Annotated in this window: 18 protein-coding genes; 12 read left to right on the top strand and 6 right to left on the bottom strand. The window is 46.5% G+C overall.

Annotation, left to right across the window (positions count from 1 at the left end):
* The first annotated feature begins 33 nt into the window (after nucleotides 1-33).
* From HFV01_RS15135 to HFV01_RS15125, 3 genes are all read left to right on the top strand, one after another.
* The gene (locus HFV01_RS15135; protein ID WP_008050385.1) at nucleotides 34-174 is read left to right on the top strand and encodes a hypothetical protein; all 141 of its coding nucleotides are present in this window, start codon (nucleotides 34-36) and stop codon (nucleotides 172-174) included.
* 38 nt (nucleotides 175-212) lie between these two features.
* Nucleotides 213-437, top strand: coding sequence for a hypothetical protein (locus HFV01_RS15130; RefSeq protein ID WP_193521332.1), 225 nt, complete (start codon nucleotides 213-215; stop codon nucleotides 435-437).
* 126 nt (nucleotides 438-563) lie between these two features.
* Nucleotides 564-704, top strand: coding sequence for a hypothetical protein (locus HFV01_RS15125; protein WP_193520186.1), 141 nt, complete (start codon nucleotides 564-566; stop codon nucleotides 702-704).
* A 394-nt stretch (nucleotides 705-1098) separates the two neighbouring features.
* Here HFV01_RS15125 and HFV01_RS15120 read toward each other — a convergent pair whose 3' ends face one another.
* The 3 genes from HFV01_RS15120 to hisG all read right to left on the bottom strand — a co-directional run bounded on the left by HFV01_RS15120 (nucleotide 1099) and on the right by hisG (nucleotide 5081).
* Nucleotides 1099-2934 carry an N-acetylmuramoyl-L-alanine amidase gene (locus HFV01_RS15120; RefSeq protein WP_193520185.1) on the bottom strand — a complete coding sequence of 612 codons (1836 nt, stop codon included), beginning with the start codon at nucleotides 2932-2934 and terminating at the stop codon, nucleotides 1099-1101.
* A 183-nt stretch (nucleotides 2935-3117) separates the two neighbouring features.
* Nucleotides 3118-4080: a hypothetical protein gene (locus tag HFV01_RS15115; protein WP_008050386.1), complete on the bottom strand. Its 963-nt coding sequence runs from the start codon at nucleotides 4078-4080 to the stop codon at nucleotides 3118-3120.
* A 356-nt stretch (nucleotides 4081-4436) separates the two neighbouring features.
* Nucleotides 4437-5081, bottom strand: coding sequence for an ATP phosphoribosyltransferase (gene hisG, locus HFV01_RS15110; protein WP_006626023.1), 645 nt, complete (start codon nucleotides 5079-5081; stop codon nucleotides 4437-4439).
* A 256-nt stretch (nucleotides 5082-5337) separates the two neighbouring features.
* Between hisG and rppA the strand changes: the two genes are divergently transcribed.
* The gene (gene rppA, locus HFV01_RS15105) at nucleotides 5338-6021 is read left to right on the top strand and encodes a two-component system response regulator RppA (RefSeq protein ID WP_006626022.1); all 684 of its coding nucleotides are present in this window, start codon (nucleotides 5338-5340) and stop codon (nucleotides 6019-6021) included.
* Nucleotides 6022-6041: 20 nt separating this feature from the next.
* On the opposite strand, the gene HFV01_RS15100 is transcribed toward rppA, so the two are convergent.
* From HFV01_RS15100 to HFV01_RS15090, 3 genes are all read right to left on the bottom strand, one after another.
* Nucleotides 6042-7109 carry an LOG family protein gene (locus HFV01_RS15100; protein ID WP_006669025.1) on the bottom strand — a complete coding sequence of 356 codons (1068 nt, stop codon included), beginning with the start codon at nucleotides 7107-7109 and terminating at the stop codon, nucleotides 6042-6044.
* A 368-nt stretch (nucleotides 7110-7477) separates the two neighbouring features.
* Complete coding sequence (trxA, locus tag HFV01_RS15095; RefSeq protein ID WP_006626020.1) at nucleotides 7478-7801, bottom strand: thioredoxin; 324 nt, start codon at nucleotides 7799-7801, stop codon at nucleotides 7478-7480.
* A 368-nt stretch (nucleotides 7802-8169) separates the two neighbouring features.
* A complete protein-coding gene (locus HFV01_RS15090) occupies nucleotides 8170-9333 on the bottom strand; it encodes a GuaB3 family IMP dehydrogenase-related protein (protein ID WP_035760216.1) in 1164 nt (387 codons plus the stop codon).
* A gap of 241 nt (nucleotides 9334-9574) precedes the next feature.
* Here HFV01_RS15090 and HFV01_RS15085 point away from each other — a divergent pair, with 241 nt between their 5' ends.
* From HFV01_RS15085 to HFV01_RS15050, 8 genes are all read left to right on the top strand, one after another.
* On the top strand, nucleotides 9575-9751 hold the full coding sequence (locus tag HFV01_RS15085; protein ID WP_006626017.1) for a hypothetical protein: 177 nt from the start codon (nucleotides 9575-9577) through the stop codon (nucleotides 9749-9751).
* Nucleotides 9752-9998: 247 nt separating this feature from the next.
* Complete coding sequence (locus HFV01_RS15080; protein ID WP_193520184.1) at nucleotides 9999-10943, top strand: ChaN family lipoprotein; 945 nt, start codon at nucleotides 9999-10001, stop codon at nucleotides 10941-10943.
* Between the two features lie 351 nt (nucleotides 10944-11294).
* Nucleotides 11295-11705 carry a GPW/gp25 family protein gene (locus HFV01_RS15075; protein WP_006626015.1) on the top strand — a complete coding sequence of 137 codons (411 nt, stop codon included), beginning with the start codon at nucleotides 11295-11297 and terminating at the stop codon, nucleotides 11703-11705.
* Nucleotides 11706-11711: 6 nt separating this feature from the next.
* The gene (locus HFV01_RS15070) at nucleotides 11712-13889 is read left to right on the top strand and encodes a putative baseplate assembly protein (protein ID WP_006669024.1); all 2178 of its coding nucleotides are present in this window, start codon (nucleotides 11712-11714) and stop codon (nucleotides 13887-13889) included.
* A gap of 15 nt (nucleotides 13890-13904) precedes the next feature.
* A complete protein-coding gene (locus HFV01_RS15065) occupies nucleotides 13905-14942 on the top strand; it encodes a phage tail protein (RefSeq protein ID WP_006626013.1) in 1038 nt (345 codons plus the stop codon).
* A complete protein-coding gene (locus HFV01_RS15060; protein WP_193521249.1) occupies nucleotides 14939-16300 on the top strand; it encodes a hypothetical protein in 1362 nt (453 codons plus the stop codon). Before HFV01_RS15065 ends, HFV01_RS15060 begins: the two co-directional genes overlap by 4 nt.
* On the top strand, nucleotides 16287-17708 hold the full coding sequence (locus HFV01_RS15055; RefSeq protein WP_046321747.1) for a PDC sensor domain-containing protein: 1422 nt from the start codon (nucleotides 16287-16289) through the stop codon (nucleotides 17706-17708). The genes HFV01_RS15060 and HFV01_RS15055 overlap by 14 nt, the downstream gene beginning before the upstream one ends.
* 50 nt (nucleotides 17709-17758) lie before the next feature.
* Nucleotides 17759-20068 carry a hypothetical protein gene (locus HFV01_RS15050; RefSeq protein ID WP_006669021.1) on the top strand — a complete coding sequence of 770 codons (2310 nt, stop codon included), beginning with the start codon at nucleotides 17759-17761 and terminating at the stop codon, nucleotides 20066-20068.
* Nucleotides 20069-20073: the final 5 nt, after the last annotated feature.

Raw genomic sequence — 20073 nt, 5'->3', positions numbered from 1 at the left:
TCACTGGCTGAGGGCGGGTTTATTAATCCTCCGGTGGCGAGACGAGAAACTGGCAGAACCCGCCCCTACAATTATCAATTATTAATTAATCACCGGGTGGGGGCGGGTTTATTAATCCTCTGGTGGCGAGACGAGAAACTGGCAGAACCCGCCCCGACAATTATCAATTATTAATTAATCACCGGGTGAGGGCGAGTTGATTAATCCTCCGGTTGGGAGGCGATAAACTAGCAGAACCCCCCGACAATTATCAATTATTAATTAATCACTGGCTGGGGGCGGGTTTATTAATTCTCTGGTTGGGAGGCGATAAACTAGCAGAACCCCCCGACAATTATCAATTATTAATTAATCACTGGCTGGGGGCGGGTTTATTAATTCTCTGGTGGCGAGACGAGAAACTGGCAGAACCCGCCCCTACAATTATCAATTATTAATTAATCACCGGGTGAGGGCGGGTTTATTAATCCTCTCCTAGGCAAACGAGAAACTGGCAGAACCCGCCCCTACAATTATCAATTATTAATTAATCACTGGCTGGGGGCGGGTTTATTAATTCTCTGGTGGCGAGACGAGAAACTGGCAGAACCCGCCCCTACAATTATCAATTATTAATTAATCACTGGCTGGGGGCGGGTTTATTAATCCTCCGGTTGGGAGGCGATAAACTGGCAGAACCCGCCCCTACAATTATCAATTATTAATTAATCACTGGCTGGGGGCGGGTTGATTAATCCTCCGGTTGGGAGGCGATAAACTAGCAGAACCCGCCCCTACAATTATCAATTATTAATTAATCACTGGCTGGGGGCGGGTTGATTAATCCTCCGGTTGGGAGGCGATAAACTAGCAGAACCCCCCGACAATTATCAATTATTAATTAATCACCGGGTGAGGGCGAGTTGATTAATCCTCCGGTTGGGAAACGATAAACTAGCAGAACCCGCCCCGACAATTAACAATTATTAATTAATCACCGGGTGAGGGCGGGTTTATTAATCCTCTCCTAGGCAAACGAGAAACTGGCAGAACCCGCCCCGACAATTAACAATTATTAATTATTAATTATTAATTATTAATTATTTGCGTTTTCGATTATTAAGAATCTGTTACCCTAGAGTGTACCCATTCCACAATAGCATCAGCCAAAGTAGTCGCTAATTTCCGCTGTTCAACCGGGTTAATAATCCATTCAAACTCTTCGGGATTAATCATAAACCCTAATTCCAATAATACCGAAGGGGTAACAGAAGGACGAGTTAGGGCGAGATTATTCCAAAAGACACCATAGGAAGGTCGATCCAATTTTTCCACCAAATAATTATGCAGAAAAACCGCTAAATTGTGGGCTTGGGGATGAAACCAAAACATCCCAACTCCCTTGGTATTGATGGCATCTCCATTATCCGGTAAGGCATTATAATGAATCGAAAAAGCCAGATCCGGCTTTTGTTGATTAATCATTTCCACCCGTTCATGAGGCCATAAATCATCATCACCCTCGCGGGTCATAAACACCGTTGCACCCCGTTTAATTAACTCACTTTGCAACAGAGAAGACATGATCAAAGCGACATCTTTTTCCGGGTATCCTGTCGGTCCTCTCGCGCCTAAATCCTCATCACTACCATGTCCGGGGTCTAGTAAAATTTTCACCCCGGTTAGAGGTCTTCCCCGGCGAATAGATGCCAGAAAACTCTGATCATCTAACGCACCCAATTCGGGGGGATGTTTAAGGGATAAAACCAAAGTTGTGCCAGCATAATTAACTTCATATCCCCACTGCTGAGAAGTTCTAAAATGGAAAGTATATTCAACCGCTGCTTGAGTTTCTCCCATGGGTGAGAGAACAGGTTGCCAGTCCATCCGTTCAATTAATGGGTTATCATCAAAGCGGATAGTATCAGTTTGGGCAGTTGTATTATGCAGAGTAATAGTTAAAGTTCGATCGCCCTGTTTAATACTAATCGGAACCGGAACTTGTAAAGGAAAATAAACCTTAGTCCATTGTCCATCTCGGCGCGCACTAGCGCTGCGAATCATGGAATTAGGAGGAATAGAACCGGAGAAAATCCGGGTTTCATCCGCTTTTATCCATCCGCCATAGTCCAGACGTAAATAATCTCCATCCCTACCAGTAATGCGCGACCGGGTTCCTTTGGGAAGCGGAGTTAGACGGGAATAAGTAGTGCTAGGTCCGGTTCTGGCGACCCCTGCATCGACAATTACTTCGGCGATTTCAAATTGAGTCGGAGACAAAATAGACACGGTTCCGGTGGCTGTTTGCGTGACGGTTTCACCATTGAGAATAAGTTGATATCGGGGTTGACCTAAATCGATCGCCTTCCGATTATTAGCAAAATCAGTATCTGGGGAAATAGTGGCGCATCCCCCGAACTTTCCCCCTATATTTATAGGTTCGTTGGTGCCAGTCAAAACCGCCTTATTATCAGGAAGTTGCCGACTTTCAGTTTGCTTAAATAGCGGGATAGTTTCCCCCCCAATATCCACGGAAACTTCGGCGTTAGGAGGTGCGATCGCACTAAAACAAAGAATTTCCCCTGGCAGTCGGGAAATGGGGCTAGAAGGGGTCAAGGATTCCGGCACAAACGCTATTCCATCGGGGATAGGTGGTTGATTAGAAAGGCGGGTAATAGTGCGGCGAATTTCCTGATCACCGTGGCGGAGGATAAATTCATTTTCCCCTAATTCCAGAGGAAAAGTGGGGGCGAAATGTCCCCCTTGACTGCGATCGATAACTTGACCATTGATTAATACCTCACCATGGGGGGCGGCGGTGCCAATTAGAAAAATGCGATCCGATATAGTCCTATGTTGGTTAGGAGGATACGCTACAAATAAAGGCTGTTCTGCTAATGCTGGAGTGATCATCACTAAAGCAAAGACTATTAATCCTAATATAATTTTTTTCATCAGTGCTAATTATTCTAATGGTCTCACTGCTATGGATTTTGTCAAAAGGCGATCGCCCTTTCCGGGGCTGATTAACCCCCCTGTTCATAGCAAATCCCTACTGCTATCCTAAATTCTAGCAGCAGGGAGTTAAGATGACCACTGTTTAGTTAATAGTTAATTCCGCAGAACCCCATTCCCCATTTACGCAATCGGTCGCGCATAGAATGAAACCCCTTGACCGTCGAAATTAGGTAAATTATTAGCAAAGGCTGCTTGATTGGGGTCAATCGTATAGAAATGACCATTAGTATCCAGATTAAAAGCTCTGAATACGGGTAATGCACCAGGCACGGGAGACGAAAAAACCCGAATCGGAGTTCCGGGATCATCCGGTACCCATTCTTGCAGAGTTTGCACAAAACTAATTTCCCCGGGATTGCTGGCATAGAAAAAACCACCCTGGGAGTTTCTAAAGCGTTGTAGGACTGTATCTCCCTCTGATACAAATTCAAACCCCTCATTCACAAATCTTTGTGGATTGCTGGCTAAGGTGTTTTTTTCCATTTGATCAGCCGTAAAAATATGGGAACCCGCCTCAGCATCCCAGAATCTAGCTACACCTGTCAAAGGATCGACATCGGGGCCGGCAAACTCATTAGGTCCTAAAATTCCCCCATTAGCAATATCTGGAGGGTTTAAACTTCCTAAATCAACACTAACCGCTAATTGATAGTCTTGGGGTAGTTCTCCCGTCGGGGGAAATGTGCTATTATCCGGCAGAGGATCATAACTTGTTACCCGCACTAAATACCGGGAAACCCCATCGGCTCTCAGGGTACTCGGTGCCCCTAAACCTGTACCAAATTCAATCTGACCTGGCGCAATAGTGGCGTTCCGGTTTCCCAAGGCGCGATCGTCATTGGCTGCGATCGGACTTTGACCAGGGAAAGGAGCAGTATCATTAGGCCCAAGTTGAAAAACTTTCACAATTGGGTCATATTGCATTGTATTAAATGCGTCTACAGCGATCGAAACATTCGCATTGGGAAAGGTAGGCTGAATAATATAATCATCGTAGCGGGTCAGTAAGGCTGGATTACGCAGAGAGGGACTAGCCGGATCGGTGGCGCTTAATTGTTCTCGGACAACTTGAGCATTAGTCATTTTTTACGACTCCTCATGATAAATATTGCACCGAATAATAGCCATAATACCGACACCTGTGGGGAGTTGGTAGTTTTAGGGATTCCATAAACTATGGCTTATACAATCATTTATACCACATTTTTGATCAGGTGAAGATTAAGTTTTTCTTAACTAACCTGACCCGCCAGTGGTTATGGTTTTCCCTGACTATGCACTCCCGTAGTCCCTGGGGGAAATACACTATTGTTACTCCCAGGTAGTTAGTCAGGGTTTCTCAACAACTAATCACGATTCACTCAACCTCGTAAACCATCCCCACGTATGCGATCGCACTGTGAGTAAACTGTGAGTAAACTGTGAGTAATGCTCAGTGATTAGACAGCTACCAAAATCTGCGATCGCACTTGTGCAATCAACTCATTTAAACCATCAGAATTTAACCGATAGCTGAGGGGATGAGCAATCAGTTGAGCCGTACTTTGAAACAACACCTCAATTTCCACTAAGCCATTTTCCTGTAGCGTGCGACCCGTTGACACCAAATCCACGATCGCCTCAGACATTCCCGTAATCGGCCCTAATTCAACCGACCCATAAAGTGGTATAATCTCCACAGGTAAATCAATGCTCTCAAAATATTCACTCGCACAGTGAACAAACTTAGAAGCAACTCGGCTATGGGGGGGGAGTTGGACCGGACGACTATAGGGGCTAGATTTTTTCACAGCTACCGACATCCGACATCCTCCGAATTGGAGATCAACCACAGAAGCCACCTGAGAACCTTTTTCCCGCAGAACATCATAGCCCACAATCCCCAATTGCGCCTGACCATATTCTACATAAACAGGCACATCCTGGGCTCGTACCAGCAAAGCCTTAGCCGTTTTTGTCGGATCTTCAATCTGTAATTGGCGATTAGCCGAATCCAGAAAAGCGCTAAAATCCAGTCCAACCCCTTTGAACAAACCAATACTATCTTTCAGTAAAGCGCCTTTAGGAAGTGCAACAGTAATCATAATAACTTCGGAAATTTATTTAACCATGAGTTAGCTTAACCTTACTGGAACAATATTGATACAATCTTATTAAATCTTTCCGTTGCAGCCTCGCCCTCAAAGACCCTTTTCCTCTTCCTTCCCCATGTACTGTTTTGGGGTTGACAGGGAGACCTAGACCCGAAACCATGAGGCGAGTTGCTATGAGTCGCCCAGAATCACCGCTGCTTTAGCGCCGTGAGTACGTCAATATGTCAACAAATTTAGCTTAATATTCATGCGGATTCTACTTGTAGATGATGAAGTGGAATTAACCAATTCCCTCAGTCGCGCCCTCAGTCGAGAAGGTTATACAGTCGATAAGGCTTATGAAGGTATACAAGCCGGGACCCTCGCCCAAAACCATCACTATGACCTATTGATTCTTGATTGGATGTTACCCCATCAATCAGGATTAGAAATTTGCGCCCAATTGCGATCGCAGCAAAACCGCACCCCCATACTATTTCTCACCGCCAAAGATACCCTAGACGACCGGGTAAAAGGACTAGACGCAGGCGCAGACGACTATTTAGTTAAACCCTTTGAACTGCGGGAACTACTAGCCAGAGTCAGGGCGCTATTGCGTCGCCCTCCTATTTTAGATGTCGCAGTCACCTCTAACCGCCTAGAATTCGGTGATCTGCAATTCGATTGTGAAACTCAATTAGCCTATCGTGGACAAAGAGCGATCGAATTATCAGAAAAGGAAAGCCAATTACTAGAGTATCTCATGCGCCACCCCGGACAACTCCTCACCCACACCGAAATTCACCAACACCTATGGGGAGAAACAGATAAAAAACCCAGCAGCAACGTCCTAGCCGCTCAAATTCGCCTCCTGCGGCGCAAAATCGAACTACCCAACGAAGTCCCCCTCGTCCACACTGTCTATGGAAAAGGATATCGATTTGGGAATTAGTTTTTCTTGGCCTCCCCTGACTACTTCTGTTCAGGATGAGATGCACCTGGTAAATTTTGCCCCATCTTATTGATAGCAGCAATCATAAGATATAAACGCCCCACGTCCCGTTGATTAAAATAAAAAACTAAGCGGGGTAGATGTTCCGTTTCATCTCCTAATTCCTTGGGAAGGGCGGGGCTTTTTTCTATGCGTCCCCGCGAGAGAATATCCTGAAAATCTTGATTAAGATATTCTACCTGTTCATCACTCAGTTCACAATTTAGGCGCATCACAAATAAATCCCCCACATAGCGACTAGAGTGATACACCTGGTAAAAATCAGCGATCGCCGCCTCTGCTACAGCCAAACTATCTGTAATCGTGTAGATACTAGGGTCATCCTGGGAAATCAAACCCCGTCGCAAAAGCTGTTTTCTGACAAATTCTTGCCAATCATACCAATAATCTCCCCCCGGATGGTCAATCAAAATCACCGGAGCCGGGCCAAACTTTCCCGTTTGAGCCAAAGTCAAACCCTCAAAAGTTTCGTCCAAAGTGCCAAAACCACCCGGAAACATAGCCAAAGCGTCACTTTCGCGCAGAAAAAACAATTTGCGGGTGAAAAAATACTTAAACTTAATCAGCTTAGGATCTCCCTCAATGTAGGGATTAGAAAACTGCTCAAAGGGGAGTTTGATATTTAAACCAAACGATCGCTCTGCACCCGCGCCCAAATTAGCCGCTTCCATAATTCCGCCGCCAGCGCCTGTTAGCACCATAAATCCCTGCTGAGTCATCGAACGCGCTAACTCTACCGCCATATCATATTCTGGGGCTTTTGGTGAAGTTCTCGCCGAACCAAAAATGCAGATTTTGCGAACATGGCGATAAGGATAAAAAATCTCAAATCCCTGTTCCATATCCAACACAGCAGCCGAGAGAATTTTCCAGTCCAAGGACTCAATCTCCGATTGTGCTATACGCACCAGGCTAGAAAGCGATCGCAAAATCCATTTTTCGTGCTTTAATTCCGGTAGCTCATCAATGAGTTCGTTAATCTCTCTCTTGAGAGATGCCAGCGTATCTCCATTTCCAGAAGCATTCATAAAATCAGAACAACTGACAACAATTCGCCCTATATTCGCAGTTTGACCGGGCTATCTATCTACAAAATTCCACCAATCATAGCTGAAAATTCCAGGAAAAGGGGCAGGCGGGACAACCCGCTTGCCGACTCTCCACCTTGGACCTGACAGACAGGCTTTTTATTTATTGACACTCCCGCCGCCTTGACTAATGGTGCAGGTAGGATAGGGATAGTTTGCCTCATGGCGGGAAATTTCCGTAACACCTTACGCGCATTAATTAGGGGTCGAGATAGGTTGGAGAACCTTTAATCCCGCTCAAACCTGATTCTTTGGGAGCCTATCACATATAAAGCCCTTAATCTCAAGTTTCGGGTCTAGCCCATGGTTTAAAGGTACTTTTCTAATGTATTAGCAAGGGTACTTTTAGGAACCGCTCCCACCACCATATCGACCTTCTGGCCGCCTTTAAAGATCATTAATGTGGGAATACTGCGAATTCCATATTGGCTTGCTACCTGGGGATTTTCATCGGTATTGAGCTTAACAACTTTAATCTGTCCATCGTACTGCTCTGCAATTTCCTCAACTACAGGGGCGACCATGCGACACGGGCCACACCAGGGAGCCCAGAAATCCACCAGCACCGGAAGTTCGCTTTCCAGTACATCCTGCTCAAAGGTGCTATCAGTAACTTCTACGGCTGTTGACATTCCTTCCAATCCTTAATCTAAATCGTAAATCATTCTACCACCAAACCAACTGGGGCAGAATTAGCAATTTTGTCCCGATGGTTCTGATACCAGGCTGTACAAAAGACTACAGCATATCGAAGTTAATCATATCAGGCGATCGCCAAAAATTTTGGCTAACCTAAACGATTACCCAATTAAGAAACCGCCCGAACCGTAGGTCCAGGCGGAGTGTGGTGTGAGGAGTGAACGGAAACATTTGTCTCCGCCACTTCTATTGTGGCACTTTTTCGCAAATAATTCCAGTGGGTAACACTAAATTTTACGATACTTAATCAGACCACCCCCCGGAAAAATCAGCCAGTCGGGTACAGAAAGCCCAATAATTGCTACTTACCCATTCCCAATTGTTGTGCCTTTTGATAGACCTTACCCTCAGTCAACAGCGAGGGAGCAATCACCACCTCTACCTGCTGCATTTCTTTGATAGTCTTCGCTCCCAAAGTTCCCATACTCGTTTTTAAAGCTCCCAGCAGGTTGTGTGTCCCATCATCCAACTGAGCCGGACCCCGGAGAATTTGCTCTAATGTTCCCGTAGAACCCACCTGAATCCGTGTTCCCCTGGGAAGCACAGGACTAGGAGTAGCCATACCCCAGTGAAATCCCCGTCCTGGAGATTCTTCAGCACGAGCAAAGGGAGAGCCAATCATCACACCATCAGCACCGCAAGCAATACACTTACAGATATCGCCCCCAGTAATTAATCCTCCATCAGCAATCACAGAAACATAACGCCCAGTTTCCTGATAAAAATCATCACGAGCCGCAGCACAATCAGCCACCGCCGTCGCCTGGGGAACTCCCACCCCTAACACACCACGAGAAGTACAAGCCGCACCCGGTCCAATACCTACCAATATTCCCGCCGCTCCGGCTTTCATTAGGTTGAGCGCCACCTCTAATGTGACACAGTTACCTAAAATCACCGGGATAGGCATATTTGCACAAAACTGAGCCAAATCTAAGGGAGTCACCGATTCCGGGGACAGAAAAGCCGTTGAAACCACCGTAGCTTGTACAAAAAATAAGTCTGCTCCCGCTTCAGCAACAGTACCGCCATATTTACTGGCTCCGGCTGGAGTAGCACTAACCGCCGCAATACCGCCCTGAGCCTTAATTTCGGCAATCCGTTTTTTAATCAGTTCCGGCTTAATCGGTTCAGCATAGAGTTCTTGCATCAAGGTCACAAACTCCGTTTTTCCCACCGAGGCAATCCGATCTAAAATCGGGTTGGGATCTTCATAACGGGTCTGGATACCCTCTAAGTTCAGAACCCCCAACGCACCGATTTGGCTCAGTTTCACCGCCATATTCACGTCTACCACGCTATCCATGGCACTAGCAATAATCGGAATTTCTCGGTTAATATTGCCAATAGTCCAACTGGTATCCGCTAAACTTGGATCAAGGGTTCGATGGCCAGGAACTAGGGCAATTTCATCAATTCCGTATGCTCGACGAGCCTTTTTGCCACGCCCAATTACAATATCCACTTCTTTACAGGTTCCTAACACTATTTAGTTAGCCTATCAAATTATCAAAATTGGTGGCGCATATCAACCAGGAAATCTCACCTGACCCCGGCTCACTCCTCCTAGTCCCCCCGGCTACAACCCATCCTTACCACTCTTCACAGATTAATTTTGGGTTAAGTTTTGCATTTAGTATTGAATATTTGGGGATATATCGCTAGGCTAATTATAAGTCAATCTTTTCTCTTGATAAGCTATCCCTATGAGTACCACCCGCACTGACCGCAACCACACGACTCTCCCTAATTCTAACCATGATCAAAATTTTGACTTTGACCAGTGGGTGAAAGCCGTCAAACCTCAGCTTATGGCTGCATTGCGCGCTAACCACCCCATTAGTGATATTCATAAAAATGGTAGATATCACCAAAAAAGGTAACCATTGATAACAGGGTATTTTGATGAAAATTTATTCTGTTTATATGTGAAGACAAACTGACTCCCCAAACCGCAACTTATCAGTTGAAAATGGGGAGTTATACTTATGTCAAGATTATCGAAATGACGAAAATCTATTGCTACACTATTTATTAAATACCATAAACTCAGCCTAAGTCTTTATTTTTGGTAATTTTGTAGCCTAGGCTACAGATTTTTTGTTTATATGCACTTACCACATCCAAAAAATGTATAAAAAGCATAATATCCTGAAAGTCCAACTGATTACTCGATTCTGCACCTGTTCCCTGGGACTGTTTTTGGTGTTTCCCCTACTATCAACTATGTATCCATCCTCCCCGGCTTTAGCAGAGTTTCCGCGCGCGGCTTCTGTCAGTTCGTCCGATCGCCAAAAGATTTTAGAATCTCTCAAAACGGCTAACATCATCTATCTGGGGGAAACCCACGACAACACCCTGGACCATCAAGCCCAATTCGAGATTTTGCAAATATTGCATCAGCACAATCCCCAAATAGCGATCGCCATGGAAATGTTCCAGCGTCCCTATCAGTCAGTGATAGATCAATATTTAGCGGGGGAGATCTCAGAAACCCAACTGGTCCGGGACACGGAATATCTGCAACGTTGGGGTTTTCCCTGGAAATATTACGCCCCCATTGTTAGATTTGCGCGGGAGAATCAACTTCCGGTTTTAGCCATTAATACCCCCACGGAGGTGACGCGACAAGTGGCGGCGGGGGGGTTAGCCAGCCTACAAACTGAACACAAACGCTACATTCCCCCCATTGAGGAAATCAAGACGGATAATGAAAACTATCGGCAAATGCTCTACAATGTCTATAGGCAACACCAACATCAAGGCAGTGAGGGCGGGTTCGATCGCTTTGTGGAAGCCCAAGTTCTTTGGGATGAAACGATGGCTGATGCGATCGCCAATTTTGTCCAAGCTAACCCAGACTTTACCGTGGTAGTTATTGTCGGAAAGGGTCATGTAGTCTACAACTATGGCATCCCCTCCCGCGTGGAAAGACGATTAGCTGATGCCAATATCGTTCAGCGATCGGTTTTATTTCAATCTCCCCACCAAGACAGTCTACCCACAAATATAGCTGATTTCATCTGGAAACACGATACACCACAAACCAAAACCACCCAGCGATATTATAGCTGAGGCGTTCAAGTGGACCTGGGGGGAATTTAAGGCTGTACAGGCTCAAAATTTGTAGCCCCTGGGACTATAAGCCTCTATGCTGTGGTGTTGTAAAGTTTCAATAAGGATATAGTTCAGATATAGTCATATCTGATAACATACGGACGCGGGAACTGTCAGAACCCAGAAAAGAAGCAGGAATCAGTTATCAAACTGCCTGGTGGTTAAAACCAGGAAATTTGACGATTCATCAATTGCCGTATTTTAGGATTATCATAACTTAATAGGCGATTGAAAGCCACTTGAATATACTCTACTTTTAAAAACTATTAACCCCGAAAACATTGACCCCAGGAATTTGAGACAATTCAGATGATTAATCAACCCCGTTTCCCGGCGCATATAGGTCAAGGATTGGCTTTTCCACTGTTCGTAAATCAGCAAGGCAATTGGGCTTTGAGTGCAGGCGATCGCAACGTCCGAGAGTCGATCTTACTAATTTTGATGACCAATATTGGGGAGCGAGTCAACCGGCCAGAGTTCGGCTGTCGTTTGTGGGAACTCAGCTTTGCACCAATCAACTCGGAAACCCTGATGTTAATGCGAATCTTCGTGCAAGAAGCCTTAGAACAGTGGGAACCGCGCATCATGCTGAGAGACGTAGAAGCGATTCCCGACCCCGATGGTGGGAGAGTAGATTTAGTGATTAACTATAGTCTCAAACCCAGTGAAGATAAGAGGAGCCTAGTCTATCCTTTCTATCTGCAAAAAGAGCCGGAATAAGCTGCCATGGTATTCAACTTTTTACCCAACCTTCCCAAAGCCAGCCTAGATGATCGGACCTATGAGGATCTGCTGCAAGAATGCTTGTTAAGAATCCCTCGCTATTGTCCCGAGTGGAGTAACTACAACCCCAGCGATCCAGGGATAACCTTGCTGGAACTGTTTGCATGGTTGATGGACCAGATGCTGAGTCGCTTCAACCAGCTTCCCAGGCGAAACTACGTCCTATTTTTAGAACTGCTAGGAATTCGCCTACAGCCTCCCAACCCCGCCCAAACGGAAATCACCTTTTATCTGGTATCAGATCTTCCCGAAGCCTATACCATCCCCGAAGGCATCGAAATAGCGACCACTAGGCTACCTGATGCGGAATCAATCGTATTTAGTACGGCTCGCCCGTTAGTTATTGGCAGACCCCTGATCGGACACATTCTGCACGCTGAAACCCCAGAAGAGACCCCAAAAATGTTGCGCGATCGGTTAACGAACTGGTGGACGAGGACAGAAGATGGCACATGGTCTGGCCCAGAACTGTCGTTGTTTAGCGATCGCCCCGAACCAGGGCAATGTTTTTACCTAGTCTTTCACCCTGACAGTACCATTGAAGGCAACGTCATCGCTCTCTCAGTCAGAGGCCAAGCAGCCACGCCCACAGGGATAAACCCCGACCATCCCCCTCGTCGTTGGGAAGCCTGGAATGGGAGATACTGGCAATCAGTCCTACTGACAGAAGCAGACGACGAAAGCCAAGGCTTCAGTTTTCAAGATGTAGTCAAACAGGGTCGAAACCCCCAAGGCGGATCAGATATTATTTTGCATTTACCCGTAGAATTTCCCGTCGCCCAGTTCACCGCCTATCAAGGTCGCTGGCTGCGCTGCGTCTACACAGAACCCACCCCTGACGAATCCCCTTATAGTGCATCCCCCCGCATTGTCGGCATCAGTTCCCGTGCGGTCGGAGGAAGCACCATAGCCACCCAGTGTCAAGTAATCAGCGACGAATTACTAGGAGTGAGCGACGGGACTCCAGGCCTAGCATACCGACTCCAACGCACCCCGGTGCTGGCTCGCCTCCCCGGAGAATACCTAACTGTTACCCCGACCGGAGAACTACCTCAAACTTGGGAAGAAGTCCCGGACTTTTCCAATTCCCGACCGGACGATCGCCACTATGTGATCGACTCCCTAACCGGAATAGTACAATTTGGACCCCAGGTGAGCGAACCGACTCAACTAGTGCGAGAAACCGAGTATCGCGCTCTGTGGCAAACCACAGGCAACTCTAGGGCAGTTTTACCCGCCGACCATCAAAAGCGACAGTATGGTGCTATACCCCCAGCCGGAGCCGCTGTGCAAATGGTTCGCTATCGTACCGGAGGAGGAGTCAAGGGGAACGTCCAACCCGGAACCATCACCGTGATGAAAACTGCTGTACCCTACGTCGGGGCTGTGGTCAACCATATTCCAGCCCGATCTGGTTCCGATGCCGAATCCTTGGAGATGGCCGCCATTCGCGTCCCCCAAATGTTGCGAACCCGCGATCGCGCTGTCACCCCCGAAGACTTTGAAACCCTAGCAATAGTAGCAGGACAAGGAGCGATCGCCCGCTCTCGCTGTCTCAGGGCAAGTCCTGGGGAAGCGGGAACCGTTGAATTGCTGTTGATACCCCGCACCAGTTTGCTAGGTATCGAACAAGGAGTCGGCATTTCTCCCGATGAATTAGCCATCAGTTCCGAACTCAATCGCCAGGTTCTCAGCTACCTTGATGAACGTCGCCTGCTGGGGATACAAGTAAAATGTCGCGAACCAGAGTATGTGGGAGTCGTCGTCGCCGCCGAAATCACTATCGGAGCGCAATACAACAACCCCAACGCCCGGGAAGAGATGCGATCGCAATTGCAAATAGCTCTGTATCGGTTCCTTAACCCCATCATTGGCGGCGCTCAATCCCAAGGTTGGCCATTCGGTCAGCCCCTGTATACAGCCGATATCATCGCCCTACTACAGCAATTTCCTACTGTGATCAGCTTGGGGGCTGTGCAACTCTTTCCGATCCGCCGTCAGGGCGGGCGGTGGGTGCGGGGACAACCTACAGCCATCATTGACCCTGGTTCTAACGGCACTATCTGTTCCTGGTCTGATGTGGCAGGGGGTTGGAGTCACATTATCAATATTATCTATTAAGATGCTATCTGAATTATGGCCCTAGTTCCTGATCAACAATCTGTCCTATTAGATATTGTCTCGATCGACTTTCCCGAAACAGAACCCGCTCAGTTATCTGAATTTAATGGTACTTTCTCTCAACTGGAACCAGCAAGTCCCGCGATCCAACTCATTCCTGGAGAAACCAGCCAAATCGTCATTGACCTGGAAAACTTAGATACCCAGCCATTACATCTCACCTGTAGCTTGTCGGGGAATTTTCCCCACCACTGGGGTAGGAGTGAATTTCCCGAAGCCGTGCTGTCACCCGGAGAACGGCGGTCAGTAGTTCTCTCTTTTGGAGTCGATCGCAATTTTTTCGAGACAGAGGAGCTTTCTATGAATACCGAGGGACTGCAACTCAACTATTCTGGTCGCTTTAATGTTTATGGCAGTTATGTTAATAACCAGTCGGACACCAATGAGCCACTTTTGGAATTTATCGAGTTTGACCTATTTGTGCGACCGCGATCGCCATATATCAACCTACTACCGCAAATTTATCGGGAAATCGATTTGGTCGGTCGATTCCTGAAAATTATTGAAACCACTCTCGACCCAGATTTGCAAATATTCAGCCATCTCTGGGCCTACCTAGATCCCCTCACCGCCCCTGAAAGTATGTTGCCATTTTTAGCCCACTGGGTTGGTTGGCAGAACATCCCAACTCTGAGTCTCCAACAGCAACGCCGTTTAATTCGCCACGCTTTAGAGATTTATCGTGCTTCGGGAACTAGGCGGGGGCTGCGGTTTTACCTACACCTCGTAACTGGTTTACCTCTTGATGAAGATTTGCCGGAAGCGTCCAAACACATTTCAATTCTGGAAAACTTTACCCAGGGGGCGGTCATGGGCAGCTCCTATCTGGGTATAGATACCATTTTAGGCGGTGGCAAACCTTTTCACTTTCAAGTCCGACTGCTGTGCGATCCTGATACTATTGACGAAAAATTGGTTCGCACTGTTATTGAAGCACAGACACCAGCCTTCTGCACTTATGACCTAAAAATAGATTCGGACAATAATATATGATCATCACTGAGAGAAATTCCTCTGATTACCCGCCGCCAGAAATTTATCCCCTCCAACGTTTGATAGTTGACGATGGATTGCTGTTAAATGCCCAGCGTTGGCGACAATCGCACGAATACCACCGAGCGCGACAAAATCTCCATTATCAATCTCTTTACCAACCGGGGATAGTTAGGGGGTTAGGGGTGTGTGTAATCGATGCTCCAGAGAGTATATCTGCCCAATATCGAGATAATCGCTGGGTGCAAATTCAACCGGGAATTGCCATCGATTTGACCGGAAATCCGATTATTGTCGATCGCCCTATCGAGTTTCGGATTAGCTCCGAGTGTCGGACAGAACCAATTACTGTTTATTTAGTTCTCCGCTATGTGGATCCGGAAACCCTCTACCGTGCGTCAGAGCAAGTATTGGTGCCAGAAAGTTTTAGGATCGATGAAAAAAATACCCCCCCCTCAGCCCAGGAAATCGAACTGTGTCGGATCGCTATTTCTGCTAATTTAACCGAAATTAGACCCGCCACAGATGTTTTTTCTCCTGATGTAAATGAGTTGGATTTACGATACCGGGTGCGAGTCCGACCGCGCTCCCAAAAAACTCGGATACGGGTAGGGGTTTTACAGGGTACTGCTGAAGATTTTTATGTAGGGGAGAATCTATTTTATCTATTGCGATCGCTTTCAGTTTTAGCACCGATGACTATGGATGCTGAACCAGTTGAAGAAATCACCTTAACTTCCCAGGTGGCTGATATTCCGCGAGACTATAGCTTGCTATATATGAGATATTCTCAGATGCTGTCTTGGGGAGAAACAGAATACAATCATCTCAAATATTACAGCGATAGAGGCACCATACTGTTGATTGAAGCCTCATCGGTCGAAGTCAATATTGCTGATATTAATTCAGCGATCGGCGAACTTAAACAGGCTCTGAATGATATTCAATTTGCCCAAGTTTCCGAATTCAGAAGGGAATTATCCTCAGAATTAACTATCTGTGAATCCGAACTTCAAAACCGCCTAGAATCCTCCTTAGAGCCTCTGCAAAATATAGCCCATCAATATCTGGGGATTAATATATCGAGTATGGCAACCATATCGGCTCAAGACCCGATTAAAATCCATCCGTTTTTATTTGATGAATTACCAATAATTAATGGAGAGCCAACCCGACTGATAAATTGGGGCAAAATTATTATATCCATAGGCTGTCTGTCTTCGGGTTGGGGGTTAAATAGTCATCAGGGATTATCCCGAGAAACCATCCGCAGCGCCCAAGAATTAGGGATTAATATTCTTAATTTTGCCTCGGAAAATTATCATTTGTCCAACAGTCAAAGAAATGCAATTAGCTAGTAATTTAACCCCAAGAAAAGCCATGAAAAAAATTATTTCTATCCGACATTTCATTCCCGCATTAGTAGTATTACCCTTGCTTTGGGCTACCATTACCACAGGAGTTTTAGCTTTTTATAGTGGCAGAAAAGCTGTCAATAGTCTCATGTCAGAATTGAGCCAAAAATCGATAAATTCCATTGAAAAACACATAGATAACTACCTGAAAGTTCCAGAAATAGTAAATACCATAAACCTGATCACGATTGAAAATAACTTAATTGATATCAATAATCGGGAACTATTAACCCGCTATTTTCATGATCAGGTTGATGCGATCGATGGGTTATATTACATTTATCTAGGAACTGAAACCGGGGATTTTCTCGGTGTTCAAAAGCAGCCTGATGGAACCCAAGCATTGGTTATTGGAAATGCCGCCGAAGCTGCCGGTCGAAGTGTTTATCAGCTTGATTCAGCCGGAGTTCGTGCCGAAAAAATCAGAACCTTAGAAGCCCAGTACGATGCTAGACAGCGCCCTTGGTACAGATCATCTCTAGAAATCGGTGAAATAAGTTGGAGTCCCATTTATATTTTTGGCTCCACATTAGAACTAGGAATGACCTCAACAATTCCAGTTAAAAGTCCTGGAGGTGATACTATGGGAGTTGTGGGTATCGACTTGGGCTTGAAAGACCTCAGCAATTTTTTGAGAAGTTTGGAAATCAGCCCCCAGGGTATCGCATTTATTATGGATCGCGCCGGAAATTTAGTAGCCAGTTCTACAGACGAACAACCCTTTTTGAATGAAAATGGTCAACAACGACGATTACTCGCCCTCGAAAGTCAAGAACCGGTGATCCGCTCTACAGTCCAACACTTACTCGATACTGAGTTAAGCCTGAACCAAATTCAACAACCGATTTCCTCTCGCTTTCGATTGAATCGTGAACGCCAATTGCTACAGGTGACTCCCATGGAAAGTATGGGTTTGGATTGGCTAATTGTTGTGGTGATTCCCGAATCCGATTTTATGGAACTGATTTATAACAACCTTCGGTTTACGATGATTATCGGCTTGGGTGTGACGGTGGTAGCGATTACACTGGGGGGGATCGCCTCTTGGTGGATTATCAAACCCATCGATAATCTACACGCGGGAGCGAAAGCTATCAAAGCTAATTCCTTCGACCCAGAAATGCTTGAATCTACTATTTCGCGCTCTGATGAAATGGCCGAATTGGGTCAAGCCTTTGTGGAAATGGCAGCAATTGTCCAGGCTCGTGAGAAAAGCATGAGCGAGGAGTTAGTGGAATTGCATCGCCAGCAAGAACAATGGCGACGCGCGAGCCATCAAAACCTTGATCCTACTGTGCGCTTTCAGGAATTGATGGAGCGAGCCAGACAGGCTAGACAAAACCGCGTGTAGCAGTACGACCAGCAATTATCAATTCTTCTAGCGACCTGATAACGTGAATCATGAACACAGATATCTCTACTAAGGAATTAACCCTAGACCCTTCTGGAGAGGGTACTACATTTGATGTGGTGGTGATCAATGACAGTCAATTCATGAGTAGCTTTCAACTAGAGATATCAGCCGCAGGAGTCGAATCCGATCGCCAATGGCTTTGGTATCAAGTTACACCGGAAGTCTGTAGCAAAAAACCACCAGGGGACCAAACCAAGTTTCAGGTAAAAGTGCTACGATCGCCAATTCCCGGATTTGTGGGGTTAGTTAATCTCACAGTGAAAGTATTTTCCCTCGAACTTGGGAAGGAAGAACGTCACATTCTCAGGCTGAATGTTATGCAGGGATTGGGAGAATGTCCCTTTCGAGTGGAACTCCCCACCAGCCACATTCAGACTCTGCCCAATAACGAAGTGGAAATTTTAGTCGGTATCCACAATAACAGTCAAAAGGCGATCGCTCTAATTTTATCGGTTATTAGCCCTAAGCGGGAATGGTTGCTGTTGGATAATCAAACCCCCCTCAACCTTCCCCCCCAGCAGAGTCAGAATTACTCCTTTACCTGCAAAGTTCCCGAAATTTTACAAGCTCTAGCGGGAGTCTATCCCTTTACCATTAGGTGTGTTTCAGCTAACCATAATTCACCCGTAGGGGCCGGTTCAAGCCTCAGTCAGTTGAGCGCGAGGACAACCACAGAAGCCTCCTGTACTGGCAGTATAGAGGTTTTACCCACAGGAACCTTAGAATTTGACGCTTTTCCTAAACAGCAACGACAACCAGCACTTCGGCCATGGCTACCTCAGTGGGGTATAGATCCCGCAGTTTACCAATTGGAATTTACCAATAATTCTAATTATCCCCAAGGGGGAACCGTAGAAATTATCAACAATCCCCAGACCCAAGATCCGATTATCAATGAGTTTTCGATTATTCCCGAACAGGTAAGTTTGGAGCCTGGAGAAATCCAAACTGTGGAACTTCTCGCCTATAGCAAACGACCTTGGTGGGGTTTGGGTCGAACACAGACCATTGAAGTAGGCTGGGAAGGCAAAGTGGGGGCTGGTTCTCTGGCGGTCAGACCTACAGGGGAGTTAACCGACCCACTCCAAAGGTTAGAAACCAAAATTTCCCCTAGGGTAGGGGGAATTGATGAATTGACGACGACCAGACCTTCAGAGGATTATGGTTCCGACAGTGAGCATCCACAACCATTGCCAATTCTGGAGTTGAGACTGTTACCCATTATTCCCCGGTGGTTACAGGTGGCGATCGCACTACTGATTTTAGGTGGTATTTGGTGGTTTTTGTATGCTGCTTTCCGGCTTAACTACCATACTGCTCCCGTCAATGTGGTTAGGTTTAACGGTTTGGGGGATATGGCGATTAGCACCTCCAATGACCAGACTCTGCGGGGGTGGCGGGTTCAGGGAAATAGACTGCGACATAACGGTTGGTTGCGGAATTTGGGGAAAGCGGGGCGCACAGGTTTGTATCGCCCTGTGGATAATGATCAGGTGGCTGTGGGGTTGGAAAACGGCGAAATTCAGATTTGGGACTTGCTCCGCTCCACTGACAGCCCCCGGCGCTCCCTGTCCTATCGCCGGGATGATCGGGTCATGGCTTTGGCTTATAGTCAAAATTCCCAGTATTTATTCAGCGCCCACGGCAGCGGTTTAATCTTGCAATGGTATGTGGGACCCACGGTAAATCTCACTAATGTTGAGGAACCTCAGTTAATTCAGGAATTTGATTTCGCTATTTATGATATCGCCCCCGTAGGGCCACGACAGGAAACTCTGGCGATCGCTGGTCGCTATAACCAATTGGTGCTTTGGGATACCACCGGCGGTAATGAAGGGTTGCGAACTGTTCCCTACCCAGCAGGGGGACAAGATGAATACATCACCTCTCTAGCTACAGCAGCAGATCAACCTTTTTTGCTGGCTACAGCAGACGATCGCGGTTCCATCAGTCTCTGGAATCTCAGAGAATGCTTAACCAACCAGTCCGCCACTTGTCAAATTATAGATCAGTGGCAAGCTCACGGGGGCCAGCCCATCCGTTCTCTAGCTTTGACGGCTAATGGCTGCTATTTAGCCAGTACCGGAGATGACGGAGAGGTTATGCTGTGGCCATTGCAGCGCTCTGGAGAGCGATCTACCCAACATCTCGCGGGTGAGGCGATCGCGCGATCGCGTTACCCAAAAAACAGTCTAGATATGATTGCCATTGGCTCCTACCTCCACATGATCACAGGAAGTAGAGATCACCAAGTTAACCTTCACCGCATTCAACAACCTGCCACTCTCTGTAATTAGCACAG

Source organism: Limnospira fusiformis SAG 85.79 (assembly GCF_012516315.1).
GTDB lineage: Bacteria > Cyanobacteriota > Cyanobacteriia > Cyanobacteriales > Microcoleaceae > Limnospira > Limnospira fusiformis.
The sequence above is the reverse complement of the archived record's forward strand: the minus strand, read 5'-3'. Positions and strand labels throughout refer to the sequence as shown.

Excerpts from the sequence above, each read along its gene's own strand:
- HFV01_RS15120 (WP_193520185.1), bottom strand. The coding sequence starts at position 2,934 with ATGAAAAAAATTATATTAGGATTAATAGTCTTTGCTTTAGTGATGATC.
- HFV01_RS15115 (WP_008050386.1), bottom strand. The coding sequence starts at position 4,080 with ATGACTAATGCTCAAGTTGTCCGAGAACAATTAAGCGCCACCGATCCG.
- hisG (WP_006626023.1), bottom strand. The coding sequence starts at position 5,081 with ATGATTACTGTTGCACTTCCTAAAGGCGCTTTACTGAAAGATAGTATT.
- rppA (WP_006626022.1), top strand. The coding sequence starts at position 5,338 with ATGCGGATTCTACTTGTAGATGATGAAGTGGAATTAACCAATTCCCTC.
- HFV01_RS15100 (WP_006669025.1), bottom strand. The coding sequence starts at position 7,109 with ATGAATGCTTCTGGAAATGGAGATACGCTGGCATCTCTCAAGAGAGAG.
- trxA (WP_006626020.1), bottom strand. The coding sequence starts at position 7,801 with ATGTCAACAGCCGTAGAAGTTACTGATAGCACCTTTGAGCAGGATGTA.
- HFV01_RS15085 (WP_006626017.1), top strand. The coding sequence starts at position 9,575 with ATGAGTACCACCCGCACTGACCGCAACCACACGACTCTCCCTAATTCT.
- HFV01_RS15080 (WP_193520184.1), top strand. The coding sequence starts at position 9,999 with ATGTATAAAAAGCATAATATCCTGAAAGTCCAACTGATTACTCGATTC.
- HFV01_RS15075 (WP_006626015.1), top strand. The coding sequence starts at position 11,295 with ATGATTAATCAACCCCGTTTCCCGGCGCATATAGGTCAAGGATTGGCT.
- HFV01_RS15070 (WP_006669024.1), top strand. The coding sequence starts at position 11,712 with ATGGTATTCAACTTTTTACCCAACCTTCCCAAAGCCAGCCTAGATGAT.
- HFV01_RS15065 (WP_006626013.1), top strand. The coding sequence starts at position 13,905 with ATGGCCCTAGTTCCTGATCAACAATCTGTCCTATTAGATATTGTCTCG.
- HFV01_RS15060 (WP_193521249.1), top strand. The coding sequence starts at position 14,939 with ATGATCATCACTGAGAGAAATTCCTCTGATTACCCGCCGCCAGAAATT.
- HFV01_RS15055 (WP_046321747.1), top strand. The coding sequence starts at position 16,287 with ATGCAATTAGCTAGTAATTTAACCCCAAGAAAAGCCATGAAAAAAATT.
- HFV01_RS15050 (WP_006669021.1), top strand. The coding sequence starts at position 17,759 with ATGAACACAGATATCTCTACTAAGGAATTAACCCTAGACCCTTCTGGA.